The sequence below is a fragment of the Pseudomonas sp. E315 genome (assembly GCF_055406205.1).
This window is the reverse complement of record NZ_JBUZPJ010000002.1, coordinates 261,002-283,740: the sequence shown is the minus strand read 5'-3', so window position 1 is coordinate 283,740 and position 22,739 is coordinate 261,002. Positions and strand designations below refer to the sequence as shown.

The window sequence follows — 22,739 nt, the reverse complement described above, 5'->3', positions numbered from 1 at the left end:
CCATGTCTCGTCCTGCACGTCCCGCCCCACGCCGTCCCGCGCCCAAAAGCAGCGCCCCTCAAGGGGCAAATCGCCGTGTGGCCAAAGCGCCGCCGTCTGAGCCCAAGCTGTTTCTCTTCAATAAGCCTTTTGATGTGCTGACTCAGTTCAGTGATGAAGGGGGGCGAGCGACGCTTAAAGACTTTATCCCCATCCCGGGGATTTATCCGGCAGGGCGGCTGGACCGCGACAGCGAAGGCTTACTGTTGTTAACCAATGACGGCCAGTTACAGGCGCGCATTGCCGACCCCAAACACAAGCTGCCTAAAACCTATTGGGTGCAAGTGGAGGGCGAGCCTACGCCTGAGCAACTGCAACAATTGCGCGACGGTGTGGAACTCAATGATGGCAAGACCCTGCCCGCCGAAGCCAGAGCGCTGGAGGAACCCCAGCTATGGCCGCGCAACCCGCCCGTGCGCTTTCGTAAAAGCGTGCCAACCTCGTGGCTGGAACTGGTGATTCGCGAGGGGCGCAATCGGCAAGTGCGGCGCATGACGGCAGCGGTTGGTTTGCCAACCTTGCGTCTGGTGCGAGTGCGCATTGGTGACTGGACGATTGAAGGGCTTGAGCAGGGGCAATACAAGGAAGTGCCTGCGCGGCTATAGCGCGCCTGACTCGATCAAGCCAATCACCACACTTTTGATGATGAACGCGGCAACACCCAGTCCGAGTACGAAAAATAGAATAAACGAGCCGAAACGCCCGGCTTTGGACTTCTTGGCCAGATCCCAGACGATAAAGCCCATGAAAATGATCAAGATGCTGACCAGGCCAGTCATCATCCACTCTTCAAGTACGGCAGGATCCATCAGTGTTCTCCAGCGTCATCGGGGGGGGGGGGAAGCTGGGGGAGTATACGCCAAGGCATGCGGGGCGAAAATTGATCCAGCCCCGTAGGAGCTGCCGTTTTTTAAGACCCAGCAGTCGACAGCTCGAAGCCTTCGGCAGTTGCCCTTGGTATTAGGTACGCAGATGCGTCAGTGGCAATTCAGTGCTGTTGAGTACTTGGTTAAGTACAAAGCTTGAACGCACGCTGGTGACGCCATCGATACGGGTCAAATGGCCCAGCAGCAGCTTTTGGTAGTGATCCATGTCTGGCACCACCACTTTGAGTTGGTAATCGGCATCCACCCCTGTCACCAAGCTGCATTCCAAAACTTGCGGCAGGCTGCGAATCGCCGCCTCGAAGTTCTCAAAACGCTCTGGTGTATGTCGGTCCATGCCGATCAATACGTAAGCGGTGAGGCTTAAGCCCAGTCGCTTTCGATCCAGCAGTGCGACTTGGCGGGAAATATAGCCGTCATCCTCCAGCTGTTTTACCCGGCGTGAACAAGGCGAAGGTGATAGACCGATGCGCTCGGCCAACTCTTGATTGGAGATGCGTGCGTCACGCTGTAATTCCGCCAAAATGCTCAGGTCATACCGGTCGAGTTTGCTCACGAAGACACCCTTTGTCATAACTATTGCGTGAAAGTATCTACCTTAAGTCAAAAATTGCGCAAGTGATGTTTTATTGAGCAATCTTCGCAATCATCTGCCGCGCTCGCAGGCCTATTCTTATCACCAGAATCACTGCCCGGACATAGAGTCCACTGCGGCCCGCCAAATCAGGCCAGCCGCGGCCGCCAACCCCACAGGGTTGCTCCGGCCCCCGGGCTACGCACTGTCCAGAAGACGGGGCGAGGTGAGCCAACATCACAAGTGTTGAGCCAGGACGAAAAAATTCAAAGGGCGACCGACGGGTCGCCCTTTTTTATTGGCCGAAAATAAGTTGCGCAACTGATAACCTTGCGCAGAACCGGCACCCGGTTTCTCAGTCTGATGTGTACGCCCCGACCTGTAGTGAGGAACACCATGAAATCGCGCCTTTGGCGTTTGACCGCCGTTAGCTTGCTCTGCGTGAGTGTCAGCGGTCAGTTGTTGGCCGATGAGCGAGGTGAAGGCAACCCTCAGCAAGCCCGACCTAATGGCGGGCAGCATGGGCAGGGCGGTAACAACCAGCCTCGCCCTGAGCATAATCAGAGCCGCCCGCAAGGCAATCAGCCACGTCCCGATAACGGCAGGCCCAATGATGGGCATGGGCAGCCTCAAGGTGGGCAGTGGCAAAACCGGCCACAGCAAGAGCCTAATGGTCAGGGCCGGCCTTCTCAGCCGAGCAATAATTTACCGATTCGGCCCCGTCCTGACGCGGTGCAGCAAACTCAGCCGCCGCGCCCTGGTCATTATCAGGACATTCCTCGCCGCCCCGGCGATAACGCGCATTGGCAAGGTAATGGATCGAGGCCGGGTTATGGCAGCGGCCCTAACCCCGGTTTTAATAACGGGCGACCCAATGACAGGCCTTGGCCGGGGCGTCCTGATGGGCATGGCAATGGTTGGGGCCCTGGGCCGCAGTATCGGCCGGGTTATGTCGTTGATCGATTCCCGGGCAAACATTGGCAAGTGCCTTATCGCGGGCAGAGTTACTACTTTTCTGGCGGCTACTGGTATCGCTCGCAAGGCCCGCGTTACATCGTCGTACAGCCGCCTTACGGGATTCGTGTAGGGTATTTGCCTGATTATGCGCGGCAGGTTTGGATCGGCAGCTCATTGTTGTTTCTGGCTGCGGGAGCGTATTACGCATATCAGCCCGCCACACAGGACTACATCGTGGTTCAGCCGCCGCCCTCCATCCCGCAACCGATGCCCCAGCCTGTGAGCAACGGCTATGACGTGGTGGCTTACCCCGCCAATGGCCAAAGCGCGTCACAAATTGATCAAGACCGCTACGACTGCTACCGCTGGGCGGTCGATCAAAGTGGTTTTGACCCTGCCACAGTGACCTACGCACCATCACCTGCGGTGGTTCAAACTTACCGCCAAGCGCAAGGCAACTGCCTGAGCAGTCGCGGTTATCAGGTTAATTACTGAGGCGTCGCGCGCGGTTTGACCACTTCATGCGGGTCGGCGTGCACCAGCACCTCGGCCCGCGGATAGGCCTCTTTAATCGCTGCCGCGGCAAGATCGCTGATGGTGTGGGCTTGCGACAGGCTGAGCTCACCCGGCAGCTCCAGGTGCAACTGCACAAACCAGACGTTGCCCGAAATACGTGTCCGTAAGTCATGGGCGCCGAGTACGCCGGGCACTGCACACGCCAGTGTCAGCATGTTTTCGCTGACATCGCTTGGTAACTCTTGATCCATCAAGACCGCAAAACTCTCACGAGCGATCTTGATGGCGCTCCAGAGGATGTAACACGCGATACCCAGACCAAACCATGCGTCCAATTGTGGAAAGCCCACACTGGCCAATACCAGCGCCAACAAAATGCTGCCATTGAGCAGCAAGTCAGAGCGGTAGTGCAGTGAGTCAGCACGCACTGCGTTTGAGCCAGTGGCTTTGATCACGCGATGTTGCAGCACCAGCAGCGCCACAGTCATCAGCAGCGAAAAAATGATCACTGCAATCCCGATCCAAGGCGCGCCCACGGGTTCGGGGTTTTTCAGTCGTTCGAATGCCTGAAAGGCAATCAGCACGGCACTGACCCCGATAAACAATGCCTGTGCCATCCCCGCCAGCGACTCGGCTTTGCCATGCCCGTAACGGTGATCATCATCGGCGGGGCGCAAGGCGTAATGCACGGCCAGCAGATTAAGAAACGAGGTCACGCCGTCGAGTAAAGAATCAGTCAGCCCGGCCAGCATGCTGATGGAGCCACTGAGCCACCAAGCGACAGCTTTGGTCACGATTAAAAGACTCGCAACTGCCACTGAGGCACGCGTGGCCAAACGTAACAGGCGAGCATGTTCCGGGCTGCTGGTCATAAACCTTCCTTGTTTCAGGCGGCGGGCTTGAGCCCGTACATCGCCAATTGCTGAACACTGCCTTTGTGTTGGATCAGGCGAGGGTCATTTAGTGGAAAGCTGCCCCCCAGCTCACTCTCAAGAATCGCCTGCAGTTTGCTGTTGTCCACTTTGCCGTCAGTGCCAATGGCTTCACGCAGTTTTTCTGGTGCGATTTGCGCTGTTTTGCCCGGCGGGAAATAAATCGCGCCGGTGGCAAAATCGACCCCAAAGGCGATCAGTCCCGGAATCACATAAAACAGCAGGCCTACCGCATCCAGCACCGCAATCATGGGATCGATCTTGCCGTCGATCTGACCACGACGATCGGGGAAGAAAATACTGCCACAGGCGCTGAGTTGAGTGAGCAGGGCTGCCACCACGACACCGCCAATCACGCGAGATGAAATACGCATACCAAAAACCTCGAAGACGCTTGAAGGGTCAAACCAAACATTAAGACCACGCTTAATGCCGAACTGTTCGCCGTTATACTCGCCGCACTGTTTTGGAGCCACCATGATTTCTTTGCCGATTGATGAAGTTTTACCCGCGCTGCGCCAAGCCTTGCGTGAACGCCACGAAGCAGTGCTTGAAGCGCCGCCCGGTGCGGGTAAAACCACCCGAGTGCCGCTGGCCTTATTAAACGAGCCGTGGCTTGCCGGCCAGCGCATTGTCATGCTCGAACCTCGACGCTTGGCCGCCCGTGCGGCGGCTGAGCGTTTGGCCAGTGAACTGGGTGAAAAGGTCGGTGAAACCGTCGGCTATCGGATTCGACTCGACAGCAAAGTTGGCCCCAACACCCGCATCGAAGTGGTAACCGAAGGCATCCTGACTCGCCGCTTGCAAGACGACCCGGCGCTTGAGGGCGTAGGGCTTCTGATTTTCGATGAGTTCCATGAGCGTAGTTTGGATGCAGACTTGGCGCTGGCCTTGAGCCTCAATGGCCGCGAACTATTTCGTGATGAACAACCGCTAAAAATTTTGCTGATGTCCGCCACCCTTGAAGGCGAGCGCTTGGCCGGCTTGCTCAATGATGCTCCGGTGTTGCGCAGCGAAGGGCGGATGTTCCCTGTGGCGATGCGTTGGGGGCGGCCGTTTGTGCCGGGCGAGTTTATTGAGCCCCGCGTGGTGCAAACCGTCCTTGATGCAATCCACGATGAAAGTGGCAGCTTGCTGGTGTTTTTACCCGGTCAGGCCGAAATTCGCCGGGTTAACCAGCAATTGGCAGACGCGCTAGGGCTGCGCAGTGACATCTTGCTGTGCCCCCTGCATGGCGAGCTGGATTTAAACGCCCAGCGTGCCGCCATCGAACCTGCCCCCAGCGGCACCCGTAAAGTGGTATTGGCCACCAACCTCGCAGAAACCAGTCTGACCATTGATGGCGTGCGCGTGGTGATTGATGCCGGGTTGGCGCGGGTGCCGCGTTTTGATCCCGGCAGCGGCATGACCCGTCTTGATACCCAGCGTATTTCACGGGCCAGTGCCACCCAGCGTGCGGGCCGGGCCGGGCGGCTGGAGCCCGGCGTGTGTTATCGCTTGTGGTCAGAAGACCAGCATGCGCAGTTAGCAGCGTATGGCAGTGCAGAGATTTTGCAGGCCGATTTGGCCGGGCTGGCGCTGCAACTGGCTCGCTGGGGCGTGACCCCGGAGCAACTGATTTGGCTCGACGTGCCTCCCGCGGCAAGTTATGCACAGGCGCAGCAATTGCTTGAGCGCTTGGGTGCTTTGCGTAATCAGCAAGGCCACGACTGGCAACTCACCGCCCACGGTGAAGCAATGGCTCAGTTACCGGCCCATCCCCGGATTGCCCACTTGTTGTTGCGCGGTCAAGCGTTGGGTTTAGCCGAGATGGCTTGTGATGTTGCTGCCCTATTGGGTGAACGCGATATTTTGCGCGGCGTGGGTGCAGACCTGCACAGCCGGCTGGCGTTGTTATCAGGCGAAAGCCGTGCCGCGCGCGGCGGACAAGGCGGTGTGCAGCGCGCCAAACAACTGGCTCGGCAATACCGGGGGTATTTGCGCGGCAAGGCTGCCACACCAGTGGCCGACCCCGATCACCCGCGTTGGTTGGGCGCTTTGCTGGCGCTGGCGTACCCCGATCGAGTGGCTCAGCAACGCAAGCCCGGCGGCGCTGAATATCGCTTGGCTAATGGCCGTGCGGCATTGTTTAGCGAGGTCGATGGCTTGATGAAGCAGCCTTGGCTGGTGGTTGCAGATCTGGGCAGCCGTCAGGGCCAGCGTGAAGAGCGCATCTATCTGGCGGCGGAGTTTGATCCGGCATTGCTGGACACCGTGTTAAGTGAGCAAGTGCGCTGCGTTGATCAGCTTGATTGGGATGAGCGCGAAGGGGTGTTGCGGGCTGAACGTCAGCGCAAGGTCGGTGAACTGATACTGAGCCGCGAACCTTTAACCGGGCTGGACGAAACGGCGCGCACGCAAGCGTTGGTCAATTTGGTGCGTCGCAAAGGCCTTGAATTACTGCCCTGGACCCCGGAGCTGCGTCAATGGCAGGCTCGAGTGATGTTGTTGCGCCAGCTTGATCAGGACGCCCAAGGCCAAAGCGAATGGCCTGACGTTAGCGATAGCGCCTTGGTGCTGGGGCTTGAAGACTGGCTGGGGCCGTACTTGGGCCGAGTTTCGCGGCTGAGTCATTTTGCCAGCCTCGACCTGTCGAGCATTGTGCATAACGTACTCAAATGGCCGCTGCCTCAGCGTCTGGACGAACTGGCGCCGCATCACATCAAAGTCCCGTCAGGTTCATCGGTGCGGCTGGACTACAGCGAACAACCGCCGGTTTTGGCGGTGCGTTTGCAAGAGCTGTTCGGATTGGCTGACACCCCGCGCATTGCCGCAGGGCGGCAAGTGGTCAAGTTGCACCTGTTATCGCCCGCCCGGCGCCCGGTGCAGGTCACTCAGGATTTGGCCAACTTTTGGCGCAGCACCTATGCCGAGGTGAAGAAGGACCTGAAAGGACGCTACCCAAAACATTACTGGCCTGACGATCCTTTGGTGGCGGAAGCGACCGCGCGAATCAAGCCGCGCAAAACGTGAAGGAATGCGCGTGCAAACGATCTGATCGTTTGCGAGGGGCTTATGAGTATTTGTTGGGATGAGAAGGGTGATCAGTCAGGTAGATGACTGATCCAGATCCTTGGCTTGGTTCAGTCTCTGATTTTTCGATTCGGCGTGAGTCTGGCGTCTTAGTAGCACGCTCAAAACGCCATAGATCAAGACTTCCTTCGTCAGAATAATTACGAAAAACCAATCATGGCGTTGCTGAGTCAAGGCTACATAACAGCTTGGAATAATGATTAGCCAGACAATGGTAATCTCGGTGCGAGTAACGGTCTGATAGTCCTCCTTGAGGTGATATAAGCCACGCATCAAGTAGCCTAGTGTGTAAAGGGGCAACAAAACTGCGATCGCGGCGCCATATATCCACCAACTCTGCAGGCGTTCATCGCTCAGGTGGTAAACATGTTTACCCAATGTATTCAGCGAGATGAAAAATGCTGCCGCCGCCACGACGGAAAAAGACAACGCGTAGAGGTACACCGGCATAAAAAGCCGACCTATCTGTTTGCAAGTGTATGACGCGTAATAAGGCGCGGCTTGGACGGTGAATGTACGCATTAATGCAATGAGTGGCATAACAAGGAATGCAGACACTTCCGAGGTAACGCCGTACAGGCTTAAAACACCAGCCCATTGAGTTTGAGAGGCCAATATGAAGATGATTACGAGGCCTTCAAGTTGCCATGAGCACAGCCTGAGCCATTCAGACTTTATTTTACTTAAGATTTTTCGGAGCCATTCAATGTTGAATTTTGCAAACGGTAAGTTGCCGAAAATTCTGTAAGCGAACCCCAGCAGCCAGATCAGCTCAAACAGTAATACAACAAATGTGGCGGCATACGCCCCAACAAACCCCCAACCAAACCCATACATAAATAACCAATTAAAACCTGCATTCAGTATGAGAGTGGCAACATACATCAAGCTTACCCAGCGTCCTTGACCACATGCAAACAAACACATGGAGGCAACAAAGCACAATAGACGCAGAGGGATGGCGTAGGTGAGCCAGCGCGTAGCGTCAGTTGACATCTGAAAAATCGAAGGTGCGTGTACTAAATACTCAATCAATCTTGGATAGGTAATCAGCCCCATGACTACCAAAAGTGAGGACATAATTAATGCAAAGGACATGGCTTTGCTCATCACCTGGAACTTGTCAGCCAGGGTTTTTTCTTTGCCGATAGCCACCAGCACAATTGGGCCAAGCGCCATTGCAAAAATAATGTCAATAAACATCACGCGCACAGGAATAGCAAACGCTGCGGTTGCGTCAGGCCCCAGCGCAGAGAGCATGAACAAGTCAGTTTGAAGTAAGAGTCTGCTGGCGATAAAAGAAAATAGCATGACGCCGTAAGCGCTGGCGAATACCTTTAAATTGACCGGTTCAGAGGCAGGCATTAAATGATGACCCAATCACGGATTGACCAAGTGTGTGAAGTGTCGCAGAGACCAAATTGAATAGTGTCTTCACCTTCTTCAGGCGATTGAGCAGATGTTCCCAGCATAACGACCTTGTTGAGCTCAGTGAAATTGCGCCCGCGTATGGCGCCCATCGCACAGCCGGTTTTTTTATTCATGATGACGGCGCGGTATGAACCCGTATGGGCGTAGTTGTCATTGCTCCAAAGTAATGCAGTGACGGCTAGCGTTTCTTGCTCAATGGATTCGTCAAACAAAGTAGAGTAACCGCTTTCTTTTTTTAGCCACATTAAAAAATGAACATGACGTTGCCAATCAAACTTGATGTGGTGACTAAAGCTGTACTCAAGGTACTCATCCAACGCACGGCTTTTAAGCGAGCCTAAACGGGCATCTAAGAGGGGAGTGAAATCATAAATGCCATGCCACATGGTTCGAATGGCGAATAGCGCCAACGCTTTTTTTTGCGGTGGGAGTTTTTTTTGAGGCAGAAGTAAATACCGCAGGTCATCGCTCATTGCAGAATCTCACGTGTTTTAATAAGCGTTTTTCTCCAAAGTGAATAGTCGATGGCATGGTCATATTCGAGTGTTAACGTGTTGCCTTGTTGTAATAGGTTGAGTGTTTTTAGGGTGTTTAATAAGGCAAATGTCTCGCTGTCCAACATACAGTCATGACTGTCAATCCAATAGGTATCGGAGTCTTGAGATTGAGAATACCCGCCCACATGGAAGTGGTGGGTGTTTTTTATAATGCCGTACCACGCTGCAATATCGACGCCAATATTTTTTTTGGCCACGAGGGCATTGGAGATGTCGAAGAGGATGCCGCACGCCGTGCGGGTGGTCAGTAAGTGATAAAACTCCGGTTGATAAAGGCCAAGCGCTGTGCTGGATGCAACATTTTCAAAGTGTACTGTGGTGTTGAGTAGTGTTTGCCAAGCGTCAATTCTTTCGATGATATGACTCGATGACTTGTGATAATCCAATTCATGAGTAATCGGAGTGGGAAGCCCGAACAGAGTGAAATTGAGGAGGTGGTCTGAGATGTAAAGTGGCTTGAGTTCATAGGCGAAGTTATTGATTATTTTTGCGACGCGGGCCAACTCAGTGGGGTCACGCTCAAGAAAGCGAGAGTTCATAATGTGAAATGCAACAGGCCTATTACCCAGGCCCGCCAGAATCGAGGCAGGGTCGCAGTGGAGAAAGTTGTCGATGAGTAACTCAACATGCCCCGCGCCTTGTTCATTAAGCACGTTTAAAACCGAACTTATTTGGCTGGGGTCCGAAATATTCATACCAATACTACGCATGGCAGGGCACCTGGTGCTTCTGTGCGGTTAACTCTTTTTTTGCGAAACTTAGGAAGTCTGAGACCAGTTCGCAATGGTGTTGTATTTCATGAGGGGGGATGTCGGCGTAATTAAAGGTAATGCGTTTATTTGCGAGTTTGTTATGTTCTAACCATTGCGAAAACAGGGTGTTAAAGTCAAAGCCGCGTTGAGTGCATGCCGTTTCCAGTAGGGGGACTTCGCCCCGAATTATTTTTTTTAGATAGCTCTCCATGTAGCGTTTTTTCTGCGTGTGGTAGTTTTCTAAAGGTGTGGCTTGATACACCAACTGTTTTGCTTTTTCAAAGTCGGCGTAATAGTTGTCTTGGTGTTCATTCCACGTAGGTGAGGTATGTTCTACGGTATAGAATACATCGTGCTCGCGGTTGAGACTGCTCAGAATTCGGGTCAGGCATATGAATTGCTTCCAAACAGAATCAGGAATAGGCTGGTTGTGCCCATCGTGCATGCTGCCGTCTGGGGAGTGATTAATACCGGATAAGTGTATCTCGATGACTTTTTCCCATGGTACGAGGCCGAGAACACAGTCTTCAGAGAGTTGATTATTATTGGCTTCTACTACGGCATGCGCCACATCGTAAATAAGGGAGCAATAGTTATGCTTGGACAATTCGTGTGCGTGTTCCCAACTGTGCCTGATGTCCGAAATACCCTCGCTGTATAAACCCGCATTTTCGATCCATATAGGCAGCCCCGTTTCGTTGTGAAGCTGATGTATAAAATGCTGTGCTAGCTTCAAATTATGGGCCGTGGGGAAATACGCTTCTGTGCCGCCCAGTAATCCATTTCCTTCAAAGCGAGACCCTGTCAAATGTAAGCCAATGGAAATCAAGTTGTCCTGTACATATTTGGGTAATTTATTAATAAGGCAGCTGATGTAGTTTATATACAGTGTTTGATTGGTTTTATTTTCGGTCATGGCCGTATTAGCCAAATGCAGCGACCACCGTACCGTTGGGTAAAGGCCCGATTGTGAAAAAGCAATAACGTCAGATATCCCCATCTCTATAAATGTGACATTGACGGGTAGATCTAAAGGGTTTTTTTTTATTAAGGCATGATTGAAGCCGGCTCCGAAGTTCATGGCTATGTTTCCTTTAGGGCTAAGTTTAGTGTGGCGCTGAAAAGGCAGTAAGTGGCAGAGCGTTATGCGCCAGCCGTTGGCGCATAACGCAGAGTGTGAAGTGCTTAGTTAAATGTGGTGTTGTATTCGCCGCAAGTAGCACGAGTGGAGGTGATGATGATGTCTTTAAGTTCGATGAATTGCATAGTAATTTCCTTTTTTTTGTAGTGCGGGTTAGTCCGCGAACAAAGAATAGGATTATTGGTTTTTTGGGTCAAGTTGATTAGTTTAACTTTGTGTGTACTTGAAAAGTTAAAGTTTGGTAGTGGGGAAAGTTTGAGTAGTGTATGAGGTTTATTGGTTGTGTGAATTGTGATTAATGGTCGGGGTTGCCGGGGTTTGTAACTTACAAGTCCCTCTGAAATTTCCTTCGTTCATGTTTTGCTGTGTGTGATGAATATAACTCATATTAGTTTTATATTCTAAGTTGGCGGGTATATATGTAAGTAATTAAACATTTCCCTGTCATCCCCTGCGTCCTATTTCCTCAATCCGCTGGCAGCAAAAAGCGCCCCAGCACGGGCAAGTGATCAGAAATGGTTAGCGTGTCTTCCTGACGCACGTAGCCTTCGATGCGTTTGAGTTTTGGGCTGTAGAACACGTAGTCCAGCGTGCGATCAGGGCCTTCGACGTTGGGGTTGTTCGGAAAGTGGGTCAGCCACAGTTCGCGGTCAATGCCCGTAGCTTGCGGGTTGCTGGGGATCATCGGGTATTTTTCCCACAGTATGTGCAGCTCGCTGTCTGGCGAGTAGCCCAGACGCAGTTCTGCGGGCAGGCGCAAATATTGACCGATGGGCAGCAGGTTGAAATTGCCGCCGATCAACCACGGCGTGCCTTGGCTTTCGAACTTGTCGGCCAATGCCGCTGTGACCTGCATTTGTTGGCGCAGGTTGCTGTTGTTCAGGCTTGGAGCGTCGAGTTGGGTGTTGATCGCGACCAGTTGGCCGCCATCGTTAAGCGGTAAGTAGCTGACTAAAAGCGCGGGTTTTGGTTGGAACTGGCGGTTGATCAGGTTGGCTTCAGCCACTGGCAATTGCAGGCGCTCGGCATGCTCAATCTGAAACCGGCTAAGGGTGACCATTTTGCGGCCCACGCTGCCAAAAATATGCAGATCAGGAACGAAGTCGGCCTTCCAGGTGAACGCTTGGGTGCTGCAGGGATATAGATCAACCAAGCGTTCTTGCAATAGCGCGAGTTGGTCTTGGTAGCCCGTGGCCTTGGCTTCTTCGTCTAGATCCTGGAGCAACACCACGTCAGGTTGCTCATCACGGATGACCCGTGCGACTTCGTCAAGGCTGAAGGCCATGTCTTCACGCGTCGGGCGCTCATCCGGGCCGCTGCCATCGGCCAGGTTATACCAAAACACATAGCGCTTGCCGGCCAGATATTGCACGTTCCAGGTCATGACCTTGATGGCTTGCCCGGCCACTAGTGTAGGGGCGCTCACGGGGCACATGATGGCCTGCACCTCTTTGGGTTCAGGTCGCCACGTCATGCTGTAAATCAGGCTCGCCAATAGCGCTGAAATCAGCAGCAAACCTAAAACGCAGTGGCGCAAAAAACGTGGCATAGGCTCGACTTATGAGGTTGCGAGGAATGCCCGAGCATACTCGACGGCAGTGGGCATCCCAAGGTTCTACTTGTGGGTGGCGTGGCTTTTATTTGTCGGACGGTTCGCTAATTAGCATGAATAAGCGGAATAGAACGACAGAGAGAAACAGCTGCAGAAAGCTGTTGGCGCTCTCAAGGGCTAACGAGAGCACGGGGTTATCGGCTTTTGGGGACAGCGAATAGCTGAACTCTTTGAGCAGCATCAAAGGGCCCAGCACCACCAGGATGCAGACGAAAATCCGCCAGAAGTGACCGCGAGTCAGCAGCAGGCTCGACTTCATGGCTGCCAGTGGCGGCTCGCCGCGCAATACCAACTGGTACTCGGCAAACGCCAATACCACTGTCAGGTAAATCCCCGGAACAAAGAACATCGACAGGCCGAGCACAATCAGCAGGGTGCTGACTGCCGACAACAAGGCGAACTTTGGCCACAGACTGAGGGCGCGGGTCAGTAGCTCGCGATTACCTGGGCTTTCGCCCCGGCTGCGGGCATCGAGAAACAAAATCAGCGCGCCGGTGTACAGCGGGTACACCAACAGACCGACGATCAAGCCATACCCTGGCGAAGCATCGGGGCCTGCTGCGTTTTCAACAAATTGTTGAATGATGGCCTCAAGAATGACCAGCGGCAGGCACAGTGCCACGATCTGCCCAAGGTTGCGCTGAACGAAGTACAGGGAGTCGCGAATAACGGTAAGCGGATTCATTGATCAGTATCAGCAGTAAAAAGCGGTGTGCCACTTTAACCGATCAAACACTAAACAGAGCACATGTAAACGCACGCTGAAGACGCTGGGCGGTTTATCCGCGCAAATCGGTGGCAGGCTGGCATACTGCTGGCTTGTTTTTAGTCGCGCGCCCACTTGCTTGGGCACCATGAGGTTTGCCGGTGAAAAAAATTGCGGTCTTCGCGGATGTGCAGAACCTCTATTACACGGTTCGTCAGGCCTATGGCTGCCATTTCAATTACGCAGCGCTCTGGGCAGACATCAGCCAGCGTGGCGAAATCGTTGAGGCGTATGCCTATGCGATTGATCGCGGCGACAGCAAACAACAGCAGTTTCAGCAGATCCTGCGCAATCTCGGTTTTATCGTAAAACTCAAACCCTACATTCAGCGCAGCGACGGCTCAGCCAAAGGCGATTGGGATGTGGGTATCACCATCGACATCATGGACGCCGCCGCTAATGCAGACGAAGTGGTGCTGGCCTCGGGCGATGGCGATTTTGATTTGCTGCTTGAGCGTATCGCCAGCAAGCACGGGGTTGAAACCGTGGCGTACGGCGTGCCGGGTTTGACGGCCAATTCATTGATTCGCGCGGCCACGCGCTACGTGCCGATTGAAGGCGCTTTGCTGCTTAAGTAACCCCTCACTTTTTACAGGATTGATCAGGTTTGGAACGCATCGCAGTGATTGACTTTGAAACCACCGGAATCTCCCCGAGCAGCAGTTGCCGGGCCACGGAAATCGCCGTGGTGATTCTTGAGCAGGGGCGCATTGTCGAGCGTTACCAAAGCCTGATGAACGCCGGGGTTCGAGTGCCGGGCTTTATTGAGCAATTGACTGGCATCAGCAACGCCATGTTGCGCACGGCACCGTCCGCAGAACAGGTGATGAACGAGGTCAATGAGTTCGTTGGCATCACACCACTGCTGGCGCACAACGCCGCCTTTGACCAAAAGTTTTGGGATTTTGAGATGGGTCGCATCAAGCGCACCCGCTTGCAGAACTTTGCGTGCTCGTTGCTGCTGGCGCGGCGTTTGATGCCCGCCGCACCAAACCACAAGCTGGGCACGTTGACCACGTTCGCCGACCTGCCTCACACAGGTCAGGCTCACCGAGCGATGGCCGATGCTGAAATGGCGGCCAACCTGACTGCGCATTTGGCCCAGCAACTGCGGCAAAAGCACGGCCTGCGTGAGCTGAACCACGACCTGCTGTGCAGCTTGCAAAAGGTTCCAGCGGCCAAAATCAACGAGCATCTGAAGCGCTATCGCGGCTTTTGATCACGGATGACTAACCGTGTGGGAGCTGGCACAGGCGGCGATCTGTTGATCTGAAAAGATCGCCGCCGTCGGCAGCGATAACGGCCTTCAGGAAAGTGTACGGTCGCTTTTGGTGCGTTCTGTTACTTAATTTTTCGGGGGGCTTTGTCTAGAATCCGGGGTCTTCTTGCCTCTGCCTTTGAGCCGCCCCATGCCTGCCGCACGTCGTTTTCCGCTACAACTGATTGGTGCTTTTTTTGCGTTGTACGTGATTTGGGGCTCGACCTATCTGGTGATCCGCATTGGTATCGAGTCTTGGCCGCCGTTGATGATGGCCGGGGTGCGATTTTTGGTGGCGGGCAGTTTGATGTACGCCTTTATGCGCTGGCGCGGGGCGCCGACGCCCACTTTGGTGCAGTGGCGTTCAGCAGCCATGATTGGCTTTTTGTTGTTGGCCTGCGGCAACGGCGGCGTGACCCTGGCAGAACACTCGGGCGTGTCCTCTGGTGTCGCTGCGCTGGCGGTGGCCACCGTGCCACTGTTTACCCTGTTGTTTGGTTACGTGTGGGGCGCACGAAACACACGGCTTGAATGGGCCGGGATTATTCTCGGGCTGATCGGTATCGCCATGCTCAACCTTGGCTCAAACCTGCAATCAAGCCCATTGGGCGCAGCGCTGCTGTTGTTCGCGGCGGCGGCCTGGGCGTTTGGTTCAGTATGGAGTCGCCACCTGCCGTTGCCAGCCGGGCCAATGGCCAGTGCTGCTGAAATGCTCGTAGCGGGTGCTGTGTTGCTGTTGGGCAGCCTGCTCAGTGGCGAACGCTTGACGCAAATGCCAACAGCCGCAGGCTGGGGGGCGCTGCTGTATCTGGTGTTCTTCGGCTCGATCATCGCTTTTAGTGCCTATATGTACCTGCTCAAAAACGTTCGCCCGGCAGCGGCCACCAGTTATGCCTACGTCAACCCGGCTGTGGCGGTGATGCTGGGCATCGCGTTTGCGGGCGAGAGCATCGGCGTTGAAGAGTGCTTGGCGATGGCGGTGATCATCAGCGCCGTGGTGTTGATCGGGTTGCCGCAGTGGCGCAAGCAGAAACCGGTCTGAATTAGGGTAAACTGCGCGCCATTGCAACTTATGCACCCCTGCGCTGACCTTTTTCGACGGTATCCCCATGACATTCGCCACCCTTGGCCTGATCGAGCCCTTGCTGCGCGCCCTTGAGACGCTCGGCTACAAGACCCCAACCCCGGTTCAGGCCCAAGCGATTCCCGCAGTGCTGGCTGGCCGCGACCTGATGGCCGCCGCTCAGACCGGCACCGGCAAAACTGGCGGTTTCGCTCTGCCGTTGCTGCAATCGCTGACTATGGAAGGCCCGAAAGTTGCCAGCAACTCGGTGCGCGCACTGGTGCTGGTGCCGACCCGCGAACTGGCCGAACAGGTTCACGAGAGCATTCGCCAGTACGCTGAGCACTTGCCGTTGAGCACTTACGCGGTGTACGGCGGCGTCAGCATCAACCCGCAAATGATGAAAATGCGCAAAGGCGTTGATGTGCTGGTCGCAACGCCGGGGCGTTTGCTCGATCTTTATCGTCAAAAGGCGATCAAGTTCAACCAGCTGCAAACCCTGATTCTTGACGAAGCCGATCGCATGCTTGATCTGGGCTTTAGCGAAGAGCTGCGTGATATCTATCGCGCCCTGCCTAAAAAGCGCCAAACCTTACTGTTCTCGGCCACTTTCTCTGACGCGATTCGGTTGTTGGCTGAGCAAATGCTCGATAACCCGCTGAGCATCGAAGTCAGCCCGCGTAACGTGGCTGCCAGCAGCGTTAAGCAATGGGTTATCCCGGTCGACAAAAAACGTAAGCCAGAACTGTTTCTGCACTTGCTGCGCACCCAGCACTGGAAGCAGGTGCTGGTGTTCGCCAAAACCCGTAACGGTGTGGATGAACTGGTGGGCAAGCTGCAAGGCTTGGGCATCAACGCTGACGGCATTCATGGCGACAAACCTCAAGCCACGCGTCAACGTGCTTTGGATCGCTTCAAGGCCAGCGAAGTACAGATTTTGGTAGCCACTGATGTGGCGGCTCGTGGTCTGGACATCGAAGACCTGCCATTGGTGGTCAATTTTGACCTGCCGATTGTGGCGGAAGACTACATTCACCGCATTGGTCGTACTGGTCGTGCCGGCCAGAAAGGCGAAGCGATTTCGCTGGTGTGTGCGGATGAAGTGAACATGCTGTCGGCGATTGAAATGCTCACGCGCCAGACCTTGCCGCGTCATGAGGAGCAAGACTTCGAGCCTGAGCACCGCGTGCCCGAGACCGATGCTTCGGGTCAGGTGGTCAAAAAGCCGAAGAAGCCGAAAAAGCCAAAAACCTCTGGCGGTGGCGGCAAGCGCAATTTGGGCAAGTGGGTGGACAGCGGTGACGCGGCCCCGGCCGAGCCATCGGTCAAACCGGTGCGTAAAGTGCCTGTATTCAACACCGGCCCACGCAAGCGCAAGCCGTAAGTTAGTGGGAGCTGCTGCAGGCTGCGAGTTTTTGATATTTAAAGCGAAAGATCGCAGCTTGCAGCAGCTCCAACAAAAACAGGCCGTTCAAGATTTTGCGTTAAGCCAGCTCAAAACCCCCAGCCCTGCGGCTCGACCACTGGCAAAACAGCCTGTAAGCAAGTAGCCGCCGGTGGGGGCTTCCCAATCGAGCATTTCGCCCGCGCAGAACACGCCCGGCAGTTGCTTGAGCATCAGATGTTCATCCAGCGCTTCAAACCGCACCCCACCAGCACTGCTGATGGCTTCGTCTAAGGGGCGGGCCTTGATCAGCTTGAGTGGCAGCGCTTTGATCGCTTTGGCCAATTGCGCCGGATCGGCAAAGCACTCGGCCGGGGCCAGCTCGCGCAGCAATGCAGCTTTTACGCCGTCCAAACCCAATTGGCTGTGTAAATGTTTGCTCATCGAGCGTGAGCCGCGAGGTTTGGCCAGCGCGCTTTCAATGTTATCCACAGCCTTGCCCGGCAACAGGTCGATCAAGAGAGTGGCTGCGCCCTGTTGATTGATCGCCTCCCGAATTGGCGCCGACCACGCGTAAATCAAACTGCCTTCAATGCCACTGGCCGTGATGACACATTCACCCAAGCGTGGCGTGCTGTGTTCCAGCGCGATGGCGATGTTTTTCAGTGGTGCGCCTGCGAACTTGTTGCGCAGCAATTCACTCCAGCCCGCTACATCAAACCCGCAGTTGCTCGGCTGCAACGGTGCCAACTCAACACCGCGCTCTGCCAGCAGCCGCATCCATGCGCCATCTGAACCCAGCCGTGCCCAACTGCCGCCTCCCAGCGCAAGCAAAACGGCATCGGGGTTGAGCTGCTTCTCGCCCTCGGGGCTGTGGATGCGCAACTGGCCATCGGCTTGCCAGCCCAACCAGCGATGGCGGGTGTGGATAACTACGCCGGACTCGCGCAAACGCTTGAGCCAAGCCCGCAGTAACGGCGCGGCTTTCATGTCCGTCGGAAAAACTCGGCCTGAACTGCCGACAAAGGTTTCGATACCTAGCTCGTGAATCCATTGGCACAAGCTGTCGGCATCAAAAGCGCGCAGCAGTGGCGCCATGTGTGGCGCTCGCTCAGCGTAGCGGGACAAGAATGCCGGGTAGGCTTCGGAATGGGTAATGTTCATGCCGCCGACCCCGGCCAGCAGGAATTTGCGCCCCACCGAAGGCATGCCGTCATACAGATCAACCTTCACGCCCGCCTGACTCAGCACTTCGGCGGCCATCAAACCGGCCGGGCCACCGCCAATAATGGCGACGTGAGGGGGAAGAGGGCGGTTGAAGTCAGTCATGGCAGGGCTGCAAATCGGCGAAATAGGCCGCGCATTCTACCTGAGTGCTCAACCCGGTAGCAGCTGCCCAAGGCTGTGCCCGATCGTGTAGCGGTCGTAAAAGCTGAATCAGCGCTTTAACCAGATAACCCCGCGCACTGAATTTGGTATAGCTTGGTCGTCAGATGCAGCCTGTGGCAGCCGCGATGGGGTCAGGCCTGTACGAAAAACATACAGCACTCTGCAGGCCTTGCTTAGCGTGGCCTGCAAGGGCTTTCACTCAGGTTATCCACAGGCAGTTCCACAGGCATTGTGGGTAAAAAATCACATGTTAATAACAGCCTGATGACAGCCACACCTTCTGCGCGCTGTGGTGCAGAATCCCGTGACGCCGCGCCAGTGCTTGGCGGTCTTTGCTGTAACCGCCGCCAATCACCCCGACCACTGGAATGTCGCGGCCCAGACAATGGCGCATCACGCGCTCGTCACGCTCAGCCACACCGGCATCGGTCAGCTTCAAATAGCCCAGCGCATCGTCCTTGTGTACATCAACCCCGGCGTCATACAGCACCAGATCGGGCTGATACAGCGGTAACAGGTAATTGAGCGCATCGTCGACCACTTGCAAATACTCGGTATCGCCCATCCCCATTGGCAATCCGATGTCCCAGTCGCTTTGGGCTTTACGCGCTGGAAAGTTCTTCTCGCAGTGCAACGAAACAGTAATGGCGTCAGGCGTATGTTCGAGAATCCGCGCGGTGCCATCGCCTTGATGCACGTCGCAGTCGAAAATCAACACCCGGTTGACCCGGCCGCTTTCCAGCAGGTAATGGCTGATGACGGCCAGATCATTGAAGATGCAAAACCCGGCCGGGTGATCGTAGTGCGCATGATGGGTGCCGCCCGCGAGGTGACAGGCCAGTCCATGTTCCAGCGCCTGCTCGGCGGCCAGTAACGAGCCGCCCACCGCACGAATGGTTCTGCGCGCCAAGGCTTCGCTCCACGGCAAGCCCAAACGGCGTTGGTCTTCGCGAGCCAACTCACCGGCCATGTAACGCTCGATATAGCTGCGGTCATGGGCCAGCGCGAGGATATCCACAGGGCACAGTTGCGCACGCAACAAGTCGGCATCGCGGGTCAGGCCAACCTCGACCAAGTGATCACGCAGCAAACGAAACTTGTCCATCGGGAAGCGATGCTCCGCCGGAAACTCAGGGCTGTAGTCATCGTGATAAATCAGTGGCACAGGCATAGGGATTTCACGTTGCAGTGAGCGCGCGATATTAACAGCGCTGTACACTGCTCGACATATGAAAAGCCCGGTAACAAATCGGAGGGGCCTGATGGAACAGATTTCCGTACTCGAAAGTGCCCGTTTGCGCCTGCGCCCTTGGCGAGACACGGATTTGGCCGAATTCGCGCTGATGTGTACCGACCCGCAGGTCATGCGCTATTTTCCTGCGCCCTTGAGTCGCCTTGAAAGTGCTGCGTTTATTGGCCGCGTTCGCGGTCACTTTGCCGAATATGGCTATGGCTTGTGGGCGCTGGAACGCAAGGACACGGGTGCTTTTATCGGCTTTACAGGCTTGATGAATGTGGGCTTTGATGCGCCCTTTGCCCCTGCCGTGGAGATTGGCTGGCGCTTGGCGCCCGAGCATTGGGGCTTGGGTTACGCCAGCGAGGCGGCGTGGGCTGTGTTGCGCTGCGCCTTTGATCGCTTGGCGTTGGACCAAGTGGTGTCGTTCACCGCTGAGTCGAACCTGGCGTCGCAAAAGGTGATGCAGGCCATTGGCATGCAGCGCGATCTGGAGGGCGACTTTGAACACCCCAAGCTGGCGAAAGGACACCCATTAAAGTCGCATGTGCTCTATCGCATTTCGCGAGCACAATGGCTGGAAACGCTGCACGGATAGGCAGGCAATTAACGTTCACGTTGTAGGTTTAAGCGGCAAACGCCGAATTTTTGTTAACCGCCGCAGCGAAGATTGCGTCGGCATTGCTCTGTGTGAGGAAAATCTGAATGAGCCAAGTGTTGGATGATCTGGTCGATTTGCTGACCCTGGAACCGATCGAAGAGAACCTCTTTCGCGGGCGCAGTCAGGACTTGGGCTTTCGCCAGTTGTTCGGCGGTCAGGTGCTCGGTCAATCGGTGTCCGCCATGAGCCAAACCGTTGAAGACGCTCGCCATGTGCATTCGATGCACGGTTATTTCTTGCGCCCGGGGGATGCCGGGTTGCCAGTGGTGTACCAGGTTGATCGGGTGCGTGATGGTGGCAGTTTCAGCACGCGCCGGGTAACGGCCATCCAGAAAGGCCAGCCGATTTTCACCGCGAGTGCTTCGTTTCAATACGACGAGGGCGGCTTTGAGCACCAAATTGCCATGCCCGATGTGGTGGGGCCTGAGAACTTGCCTTCTGAGCTTGAGATCACGCGCCAGCGCGCGCACTTGATCCCCGAGCAGATGCGCGAAAAATTGCTGTGCGCCAAGCCCATCGAGTTTCGTCCAGTGGTGGGCGAAGACCCGTTTAATCCCAAGGTGTGCGACCCGATCAAGTACGTGTGGTTCCGGGCTGATGGCGCTTTGGCGGACACCCCGGCCCTGCACAAGTACCTGCTGGCTTACGCCTCGGACTTCGGTTTGCTGACTACCTCGTTGCTGCCTCACGGCAAAGGGGTTTGGCAAAAAGACATGCAAGTGGCCAGCCTTGATCACGCGCTGTGGTTCCATGCAGACCTGCGCGCTGACGACTGGTTGCTCTATGCGATGGACAGCCCTTGGGCCGGTAATTCCCGTGGTTTTTCGCGGGGCAGCGTTTTTAATCGCGCGGGCAAATTGGTCGCGTCGGTGACACAGGAAGGTTTAATCCGCCATCGTAAGGACTGGGCATGACACTCAAGGATGTAAAGCACTGGGTTTTTGACATGGACGGCACGTTGACTGTTGCTGTGCATGACTTCAAGGCCATTCACCGGGCGTTGAATATCCCGGGCGATGAAGACATTTTGACCCACCTCGACGGGCTGCCTGCTGCCGAATCGCAGGCCAAGCATGCGTGGTTGCTGGAGCATGAGCGCGAGTTGGCGCTGGCTTCAACCCCTGCACCGGGTGCTGTCGAGTTGGTGAAGGCGCTCGCGGCACGCGGTTATCGCTTGGGCGTGCTGACCCGTAATGCGCAAGAGCTGGCGCACATCACGCTCAAGGCGATTGGTCTGGCTGAGTGTTTTGCGCCACAAGACGTGCTGGGGCGTGACAACGCCGCGCACAAGCCTGATCCGGACGGCCTGCTGCAACTGGCCAACGCGTGGGATGTTGACCCGGCGAAGATGGTGATGGTGGGCGATTTTCGCTTTGATCTGGAATGTGGTCGGGCTGCCGGTAGCAAAACGGTGTTGGTCAATGTGCCGCAAAACCCGTGGCCAGAGCTGACTGATTGGCATGCCCAAGACTGTTTTGAGCTGCATCGCCTCATTGTTTAGGCGCGGCCAAAGGCTGCCCTGGGTTTGCTGCCTCATTGCGGCGCAGCAAACCTGAGCGTTTTCGTCGCCTGTGGCAGCGACTACAAGGGCTTCAAGCGTGTGTCATTTAAAGCTGGGCAGCAGAAAAGGTATCGCACTGGTTGATGTTGCCGCTGGCAAAGCCGGTCTTGAACCATTTCACCCGCTGCGCTGAGGTGCCGTGGGTAAAGGAGTCGGGCACCACGCGGCCTTGACCTTGTTGCTGCAAGCGATCATCGCCAATGGCATTGGCTGCATTCAGCGCGTCGTCAATGTCACCCGGCTCCAGCCAGTTCAAACGCTTTTGCGCCAAGTTGGCCCATACACCGGCCAAGCAGTCCGCTTGTAACTCCTGACGTACCAACAAACCGCCATCACCTTCCATGCGCTTGCCTTGCTGGCGGGCCATCTGCATTTTTGACGACACGCCCAACAGGGTTTGCACGTGATGGCCGACTTCGTGGGCAATTACGTAGGCTTGGGCGAAATCACCGGCAGCTTTGAAGCGCTGAGCCATTTCTTGAAAGAAGCTCATGTCCAGATAGACTTTTTGATCGGCCGGGCAATAAAACGGCCCGCTGGCCGATGATGCGAAACCGCAGGCTGAATTAATCTGGCCGCGAAACAGCACCAGCGTCGGGTCTTTATAGGAGCGGCCGGCTTGCTGGAACACCTGGCGCCACGTGTCTTCGGTGTCGCCCAAAACGGCCCGCACAAAGTCAGCTTGCTGATCGTTGGCCGGGGGCGCGTGTCCGGCTTGTTGCGTGACCTGAGGAGCGGACTGGTCAGTGAGCTGGCCGCTCAACTGCCCAAGAATCTGCATCGGGTCCTGACCGGTCAGCAAGCCGATGCCCACAATGACCACCACAGCCATCAGGCTTAAGCCTTTGCCACCGCCGATACGCATTCCGCCACCGCCTCCGGTGCTTTGATCGCGTACGTCTTCAACGTTGTCGCTACGTCGTCCTTTTTTCCAAAGCATGGAGGATTCCTCTGAT

23 protein-coding genes are annotated in these 22,739 nt (G+C 55.5%); 10 read left to right on the top strand and 13 right to left on the bottom strand.

The features are described 5' to 3' along the window. The first annotated feature begins 77 nt into the window (after window positions 1–77). A complete protein-coding gene (locus ACZRJQ_RS04625; protein WP_463977352.1) occupies window positions 78–644 on the top strand; it encodes a pseudouridine synthase in 567 nt (188 codons plus the stop codon). On the opposite strand, the gene ACZRJQ_RS04620 is transcribed toward ACZRJQ_RS04625, so the two are convergent. After that, a complete protein-coding gene (locus ACZRJQ_RS04620) occupies window positions 639–848 on the bottom strand; it encodes a DUF2788 domain-containing protein (RefSeq protein ID WP_129395647.1) in 210 nt (69 codons plus the stop codon). The two genes, ACZRJQ_RS04625 and ACZRJQ_RS04620, sit on opposite strands and share 6 nt — an antisense overlap. 151 nt (window positions 849–999) lie before the next feature. Continuing rightward, on the bottom strand, window positions 1,000–1,479 hold the full coding sequence (locus ACZRJQ_RS04615) for an Lrp/AsnC family transcriptional regulator (RefSeq protein ID WP_463977233.1): 480 nt from the start codon (window positions 1,477–1,479) through the stop codon (window positions 1,000–1,002). 414 nt (window positions 1,480–1,893) lie between these two features. Between ACZRJQ_RS04615 and ACZRJQ_RS04610 the strand changes: the two genes are divergently transcribed. Further along, the gene (locus ACZRJQ_RS04610) at window positions 1,894–2,949 is read left to right on the top strand and encodes a DUF6515 family protein (protein WP_463977232.1); all 1,056 of its coding nucleotides are present in this window, start codon (window positions 1,894–1,896) and stop codon (window positions 2,947–2,949) included. Here the strand turns inward: ACZRJQ_RS04610 and ACZRJQ_RS04605 are convergent. Together ACZRJQ_RS04605 and ACZRJQ_RS04600 are read right to left on the bottom strand one after the other, a co-directional pair. Beyond that, window positions 2,943–3,842: a cation diffusion facilitator family transporter gene (locus tag ACZRJQ_RS04605; protein WP_463977231.1), complete on the bottom strand. Its 900-nt coding sequence runs from the start codon at window positions 3,840–3,842 to the stop codon at window positions 2,943–2,945. The genes ACZRJQ_RS04610 and ACZRJQ_RS04605 overlap by 7 nt on opposite strands. A 14-nt stretch (window positions 3,843–3,856) precedes the next feature. Then, window positions 3,857–4,276 (bottom strand): polyribonucleotide nucleotidyltransferase, encoded by a 420-nt coding sequence (locus ACZRJQ_RS04600; protein ID WP_463977230.1) that lies wholly within the window; start codon window positions 4,274–4,276, stop codon window positions 3,857–3,859. 103 nt (window positions 4,277–4,379) lie between these two features. On the opposite strand from ACZRJQ_RS04600, the gene hrpB reads away from it, so the two are divergent. After that, on the top strand, window positions 4,380–6,914 hold the full coding sequence (hrpB, locus tag ACZRJQ_RS04595; RefSeq protein ID WP_463977229.1) for an ATP-dependent helicase HrpB: 2,535 nt from the start codon (window positions 4,380–4,382) through the stop codon (window positions 6,912–6,914). Window positions 6,915–6,989: 75 nt separating this feature from the next. Here hrpB and ACZRJQ_RS04590 read toward each other — a convergent pair whose 3' ends face one another. From ACZRJQ_RS04590 to ACZRJQ_RS04565, 6 genes are all read right to left on the bottom strand, one after another. Continuing rightward, window positions 6,990–8,339 carry an MATE family efflux transporter gene (locus ACZRJQ_RS04590; RefSeq protein WP_463977228.1) on the bottom strand — a complete coding sequence of 450 codons (1,350 nt, stop codon included), beginning with the start codon at window positions 8,337–8,339 and terminating at the stop codon, window positions 6,990–6,992. Next, on the bottom strand, window positions 8,339–8,878 hold the full coding sequence (locus tag ACZRJQ_RS04585) for a hypothetical protein (RefSeq protein ID WP_463977227.1): 540 nt from the start codon (window positions 8,876–8,878) through the stop codon (window positions 8,339–8,341). Before ACZRJQ_RS04585 ends, ACZRJQ_RS04590 begins: the two co-directional genes overlap by 1 nt. After that, complete coding sequence (locus tag ACZRJQ_RS04580) at window positions 8,875–9,672, bottom strand: multinuclear nonheme iron-dependent oxidase (RefSeq protein ID WP_463977226.1); 798 nt, start codon at window positions 9,670–9,672, stop codon at window positions 8,875–8,877. The genes ACZRJQ_RS04585 and ACZRJQ_RS04580 overlap by 4 nt, the downstream gene beginning before the upstream one ends. Then, a complete protein-coding gene (locus tag ACZRJQ_RS04575; RefSeq protein ID WP_463977225.1) occupies window positions 9,665–10,795 on the bottom strand; it encodes a multinuclear nonheme iron-dependent oxidase in 1,131 nt (376 codons plus the stop codon). The genes ACZRJQ_RS04580 and ACZRJQ_RS04575 overlap by 8 nt, the downstream gene beginning before the upstream one ends. A gap of 526 nt (window positions 10,796–11,321) precedes the next feature. Beyond that, a complete protein-coding gene (locus tag ACZRJQ_RS04570) occupies window positions 11,322–12,404 on the bottom strand; it encodes an endonuclease/exonuclease/phosphatase family protein (protein WP_463977224.1) in 1,083 nt (360 codons plus the stop codon). A gap of 88 nt (window positions 12,405–12,492) precedes the next feature. Next, on the bottom strand, window positions 12,493–13,152 hold the full coding sequence (locus tag ACZRJQ_RS04565; RefSeq protein ID WP_463977223.1) for a YciC family protein: 660 nt from the start codon (window positions 13,150–13,152) through the stop codon (window positions 12,493–12,495). A 182-nt stretch (window positions 13,153–13,334) separates the two neighbouring features. On the opposite strand from ACZRJQ_RS04565, the gene ACZRJQ_RS04560 reads away from it, so the two are divergent. The 4 genes from ACZRJQ_RS04560 to ACZRJQ_RS04545 all read left to right on the top strand — a co-directional run bounded on the left by ACZRJQ_RS04560 (window position 13,335) and on the right by ACZRJQ_RS04545 (window position 16,938). Continuing rightward, complete coding sequence (locus tag ACZRJQ_RS04560; RefSeq protein WP_463977222.1) at window positions 13,335–13,811, top strand: NYN domain-containing protein; 477 nt, start codon at window positions 13,335–13,337, stop codon at window positions 13,809–13,811. 29 nt (window positions 13,812–13,840) lie between these two features. Then, entirely contained in the window at window positions 13,841–14,452 is a 612-nt protein-coding gene (locus ACZRJQ_RS04555; RefSeq protein ID WP_463977221.1) for a 3'-5' exonuclease, read from the top strand. Window positions 14,453–14,642: 190 nt separating this feature from the next. Next, window positions 14,643–15,533: a drug/metabolite exporter YedA gene (gene yedA / locus ACZRJQ_RS04550; protein WP_463977220.1), complete on the top strand. Its 891-nt coding sequence runs from the start codon at window positions 14,643–14,645 to the stop codon at window positions 15,531–15,533. A 67-nt stretch (window positions 15,534–15,600) separates the two neighbouring features. Then, window positions 15,601–16,938, top strand: coding sequence for a DEAD/DEAH box helicase (locus ACZRJQ_RS04545; RefSeq protein WP_463977219.1), 1,338 nt, complete (start codon window positions 15,601–15,603; stop codon window positions 16,936–16,938). Between the two features lie 87 nt (window positions 16,939–17,025). Here ACZRJQ_RS04545 and ACZRJQ_RS04540 read toward each other — a convergent pair whose 3' ends face one another. Continuing rightward, on the bottom strand, window positions 17,026–18,267 hold the full coding sequence (locus tag ACZRJQ_RS04540; protein ID WP_463977218.1) for a TIGR03862 family flavoprotein: 1,242 nt from the start codon (window positions 18,265–18,267) through the stop codon (window positions 17,026–17,028). A gap of 310 nt (window positions 18,268–18,577) precedes the next feature. Then, window positions 18,578–19,498: a histone deacetylase family protein gene (locus ACZRJQ_RS04535; protein WP_463977217.1), complete on the bottom strand. Its 921-nt coding sequence runs from the start codon at window positions 19,496–19,498 to the stop codon at window positions 18,578–18,580. 91 nt (window positions 19,499–19,589) lie between these two features. On the opposite strand from ACZRJQ_RS04535, the gene ACZRJQ_RS04530 reads away from it, so the two are divergent. The 3 genes from ACZRJQ_RS04530 to ACZRJQ_RS04520 all read left to right on the top strand — a co-directional run bounded on the left by ACZRJQ_RS04530 (window position 19,590) and on the right by ACZRJQ_RS04520 (window position 21,723). After that, a complete protein-coding gene (locus ACZRJQ_RS04530; RefSeq protein ID WP_463977216.1) occupies window positions 19,590–20,159 on the top strand; it encodes a GNAT family N-acetyltransferase in 570 nt (189 codons plus the stop codon). 107 nt (window positions 20,160–20,266) lie between these two features. Continuing rightward, window positions 20,267–21,136 (top strand): acyl-CoA thioesterase domain-containing protein, encoded by an 870-nt coding sequence (locus ACZRJQ_RS04525; RefSeq protein ID WP_463977215.1) that lies wholly within the window; start codon window positions 20,267–20,269, stop codon window positions 21,134–21,136. Beyond that, window positions 21,133–21,723, top strand: a complete 591-nt coding sequence (locus tag ACZRJQ_RS04520; protein ID WP_463977214.1) for an HAD family hydrolase — start codon at window positions 21,133–21,135, stop codon at window positions 21,721–21,723. The genes ACZRJQ_RS04525 and ACZRJQ_RS04520 overlap by 4 nt, the downstream gene beginning before the upstream one ends. A 106-nt stretch (window positions 21,724–21,829) precedes the next feature. Here ACZRJQ_RS04520 and ypfJ read toward each other — a convergent pair whose 3' ends face one another. Continuing rightward, window positions 21,830–22,723, bottom strand: a complete 894-nt coding sequence (gene ypfJ / locus ACZRJQ_RS04515) for a KPN_02809 family neutral zinc metallopeptidase (RefSeq protein ID WP_463977213.1) — start codon at window positions 22,721–22,723, stop codon at window positions 21,830–21,832. Between the last annotated feature and the right edge of the window lie 16 nt (window positions 22,724–22,739).

Bases quoted from the DNA above. Each gene is read 5' to 3' on its own strand.
- hrpB (WP_463977229.1), top strand. From the start codon at position 4,380: ATGATTTCTTTGCCGATTGATGAAGTTTTACCCGCGCTGCGCCAAGCC.
- ACZRJQ_RS04610 (WP_463977232.1), top strand. From the start codon at position 1,894: ATGAAATCGCGCCTTTGGCGTTTGACCGCCGTTAGCTTGCTCTGCGTG.
- ACZRJQ_RS04545 (WP_463977219.1), top strand. From the start codon at position 15,601: ATGACATTCGCCACCCTTGGCCTGATCGAGCCCTTGCTGCGCGCCCTT.
- ACZRJQ_RS04540 (WP_463977218.1), bottom strand. From the start codon at position 18,267: ATGACTGACTTCAACCGCCCTCTTCCCCCTCACGTCGCCATTATTGGC.
- ACZRJQ_RS04535 (WP_463977217.1), bottom strand. From the start codon at position 19,498: ATGCCTGTGCCACTGATTTATCACGATGACTACAGCCCTGAGTTTCCG.
- yedA (WP_463977220.1), top strand. From the start codon at position 14,643: ATGCCTGCCGCACGTCGTTTTCCGCTACAACTGATTGGTGCTTTTTTT.
- ACZRJQ_RS04585 (WP_463977227.1), bottom strand. From the start codon at position 8,878: ATGAGCGATGACCTGCGGTATTTACTTCTGCCTCAAAAAAAACTCCCA.
- ACZRJQ_RS04570 (WP_463977224.1), bottom strand. From the start codon at position 12,404: ATGCCACGTTTTTTGCGCCACTGCGTTTTAGGTTTGCTGCTGATTTCA.
- ypfJ (WP_463977213.1), bottom strand. From the start codon at position 22,723: ATGCTTTGGAAAAAAGGACGACGTAGCGACAACGTTGAAGACGTACGC.
- ACZRJQ_RS04605 (WP_463977231.1), bottom strand. From the start codon at position 3,842: ATGACCAGCAGCCCGGAACATGCTCGCCTGTTACGTTTGGCCACGCGT.
- ACZRJQ_RS04580 (WP_463977226.1), bottom strand. From the start codon at position 9,672: ATGCGTAGTATTGGTATGAATATTTCGGACCCCAGCCAAATAAGTTCG.
- ACZRJQ_RS04600 (WP_463977230.1), bottom strand. From the start codon at position 4,276: ATGCGTATTTCATCTCGCGTGATTGGCGGTGTCGTGGTGGCAGCCCTG.
- ACZRJQ_RS04590 (WP_463977228.1), bottom strand. From the start codon at position 8,339: ATGCCTGCCTCTGAACCGGTCAATTTAAAGGTATTCGCCAGCGCTTAC.
- ACZRJQ_RS04620 (WP_129395647.1), bottom strand. From the start codon at position 848: ATGGATCCTGCCGTACTTGAAGAGTGGATGATGACTGGCCTGGTCAGC.
- ACZRJQ_RS04525 (WP_463977215.1), top strand. From the start codon at position 20,267: ATGAGCCAAGTGTTGGATGATCTGGTCGATTTGCTGACCCTGGAACCG.
- ACZRJQ_RS04575 (WP_463977225.1), bottom strand. From the start codon at position 10,795: ATGAACTTCGGAGCCGGCTTCAATCATGCCTTAATAAAAAAAAACCCT.
- ACZRJQ_RS04520 (WP_463977214.1), top strand. From the start codon at position 21,133: ATGACACTCAAGGATGTAAAGCACTGGGTTTTTGACATGGACGGCACG.
- ACZRJQ_RS04530 (WP_463977216.1), top strand. From the start codon at position 19,590: ATGGAACAGATTTCCGTACTCGAAAGTGCCCGTTTGCGCCTGCGCCCT.
- ACZRJQ_RS04565 (WP_463977223.1), bottom strand. From the start codon at position 13,152: ATGAATCCGCTTACCGTTATTCGCGACTCCCTGTACTTCGTTCAGCGC.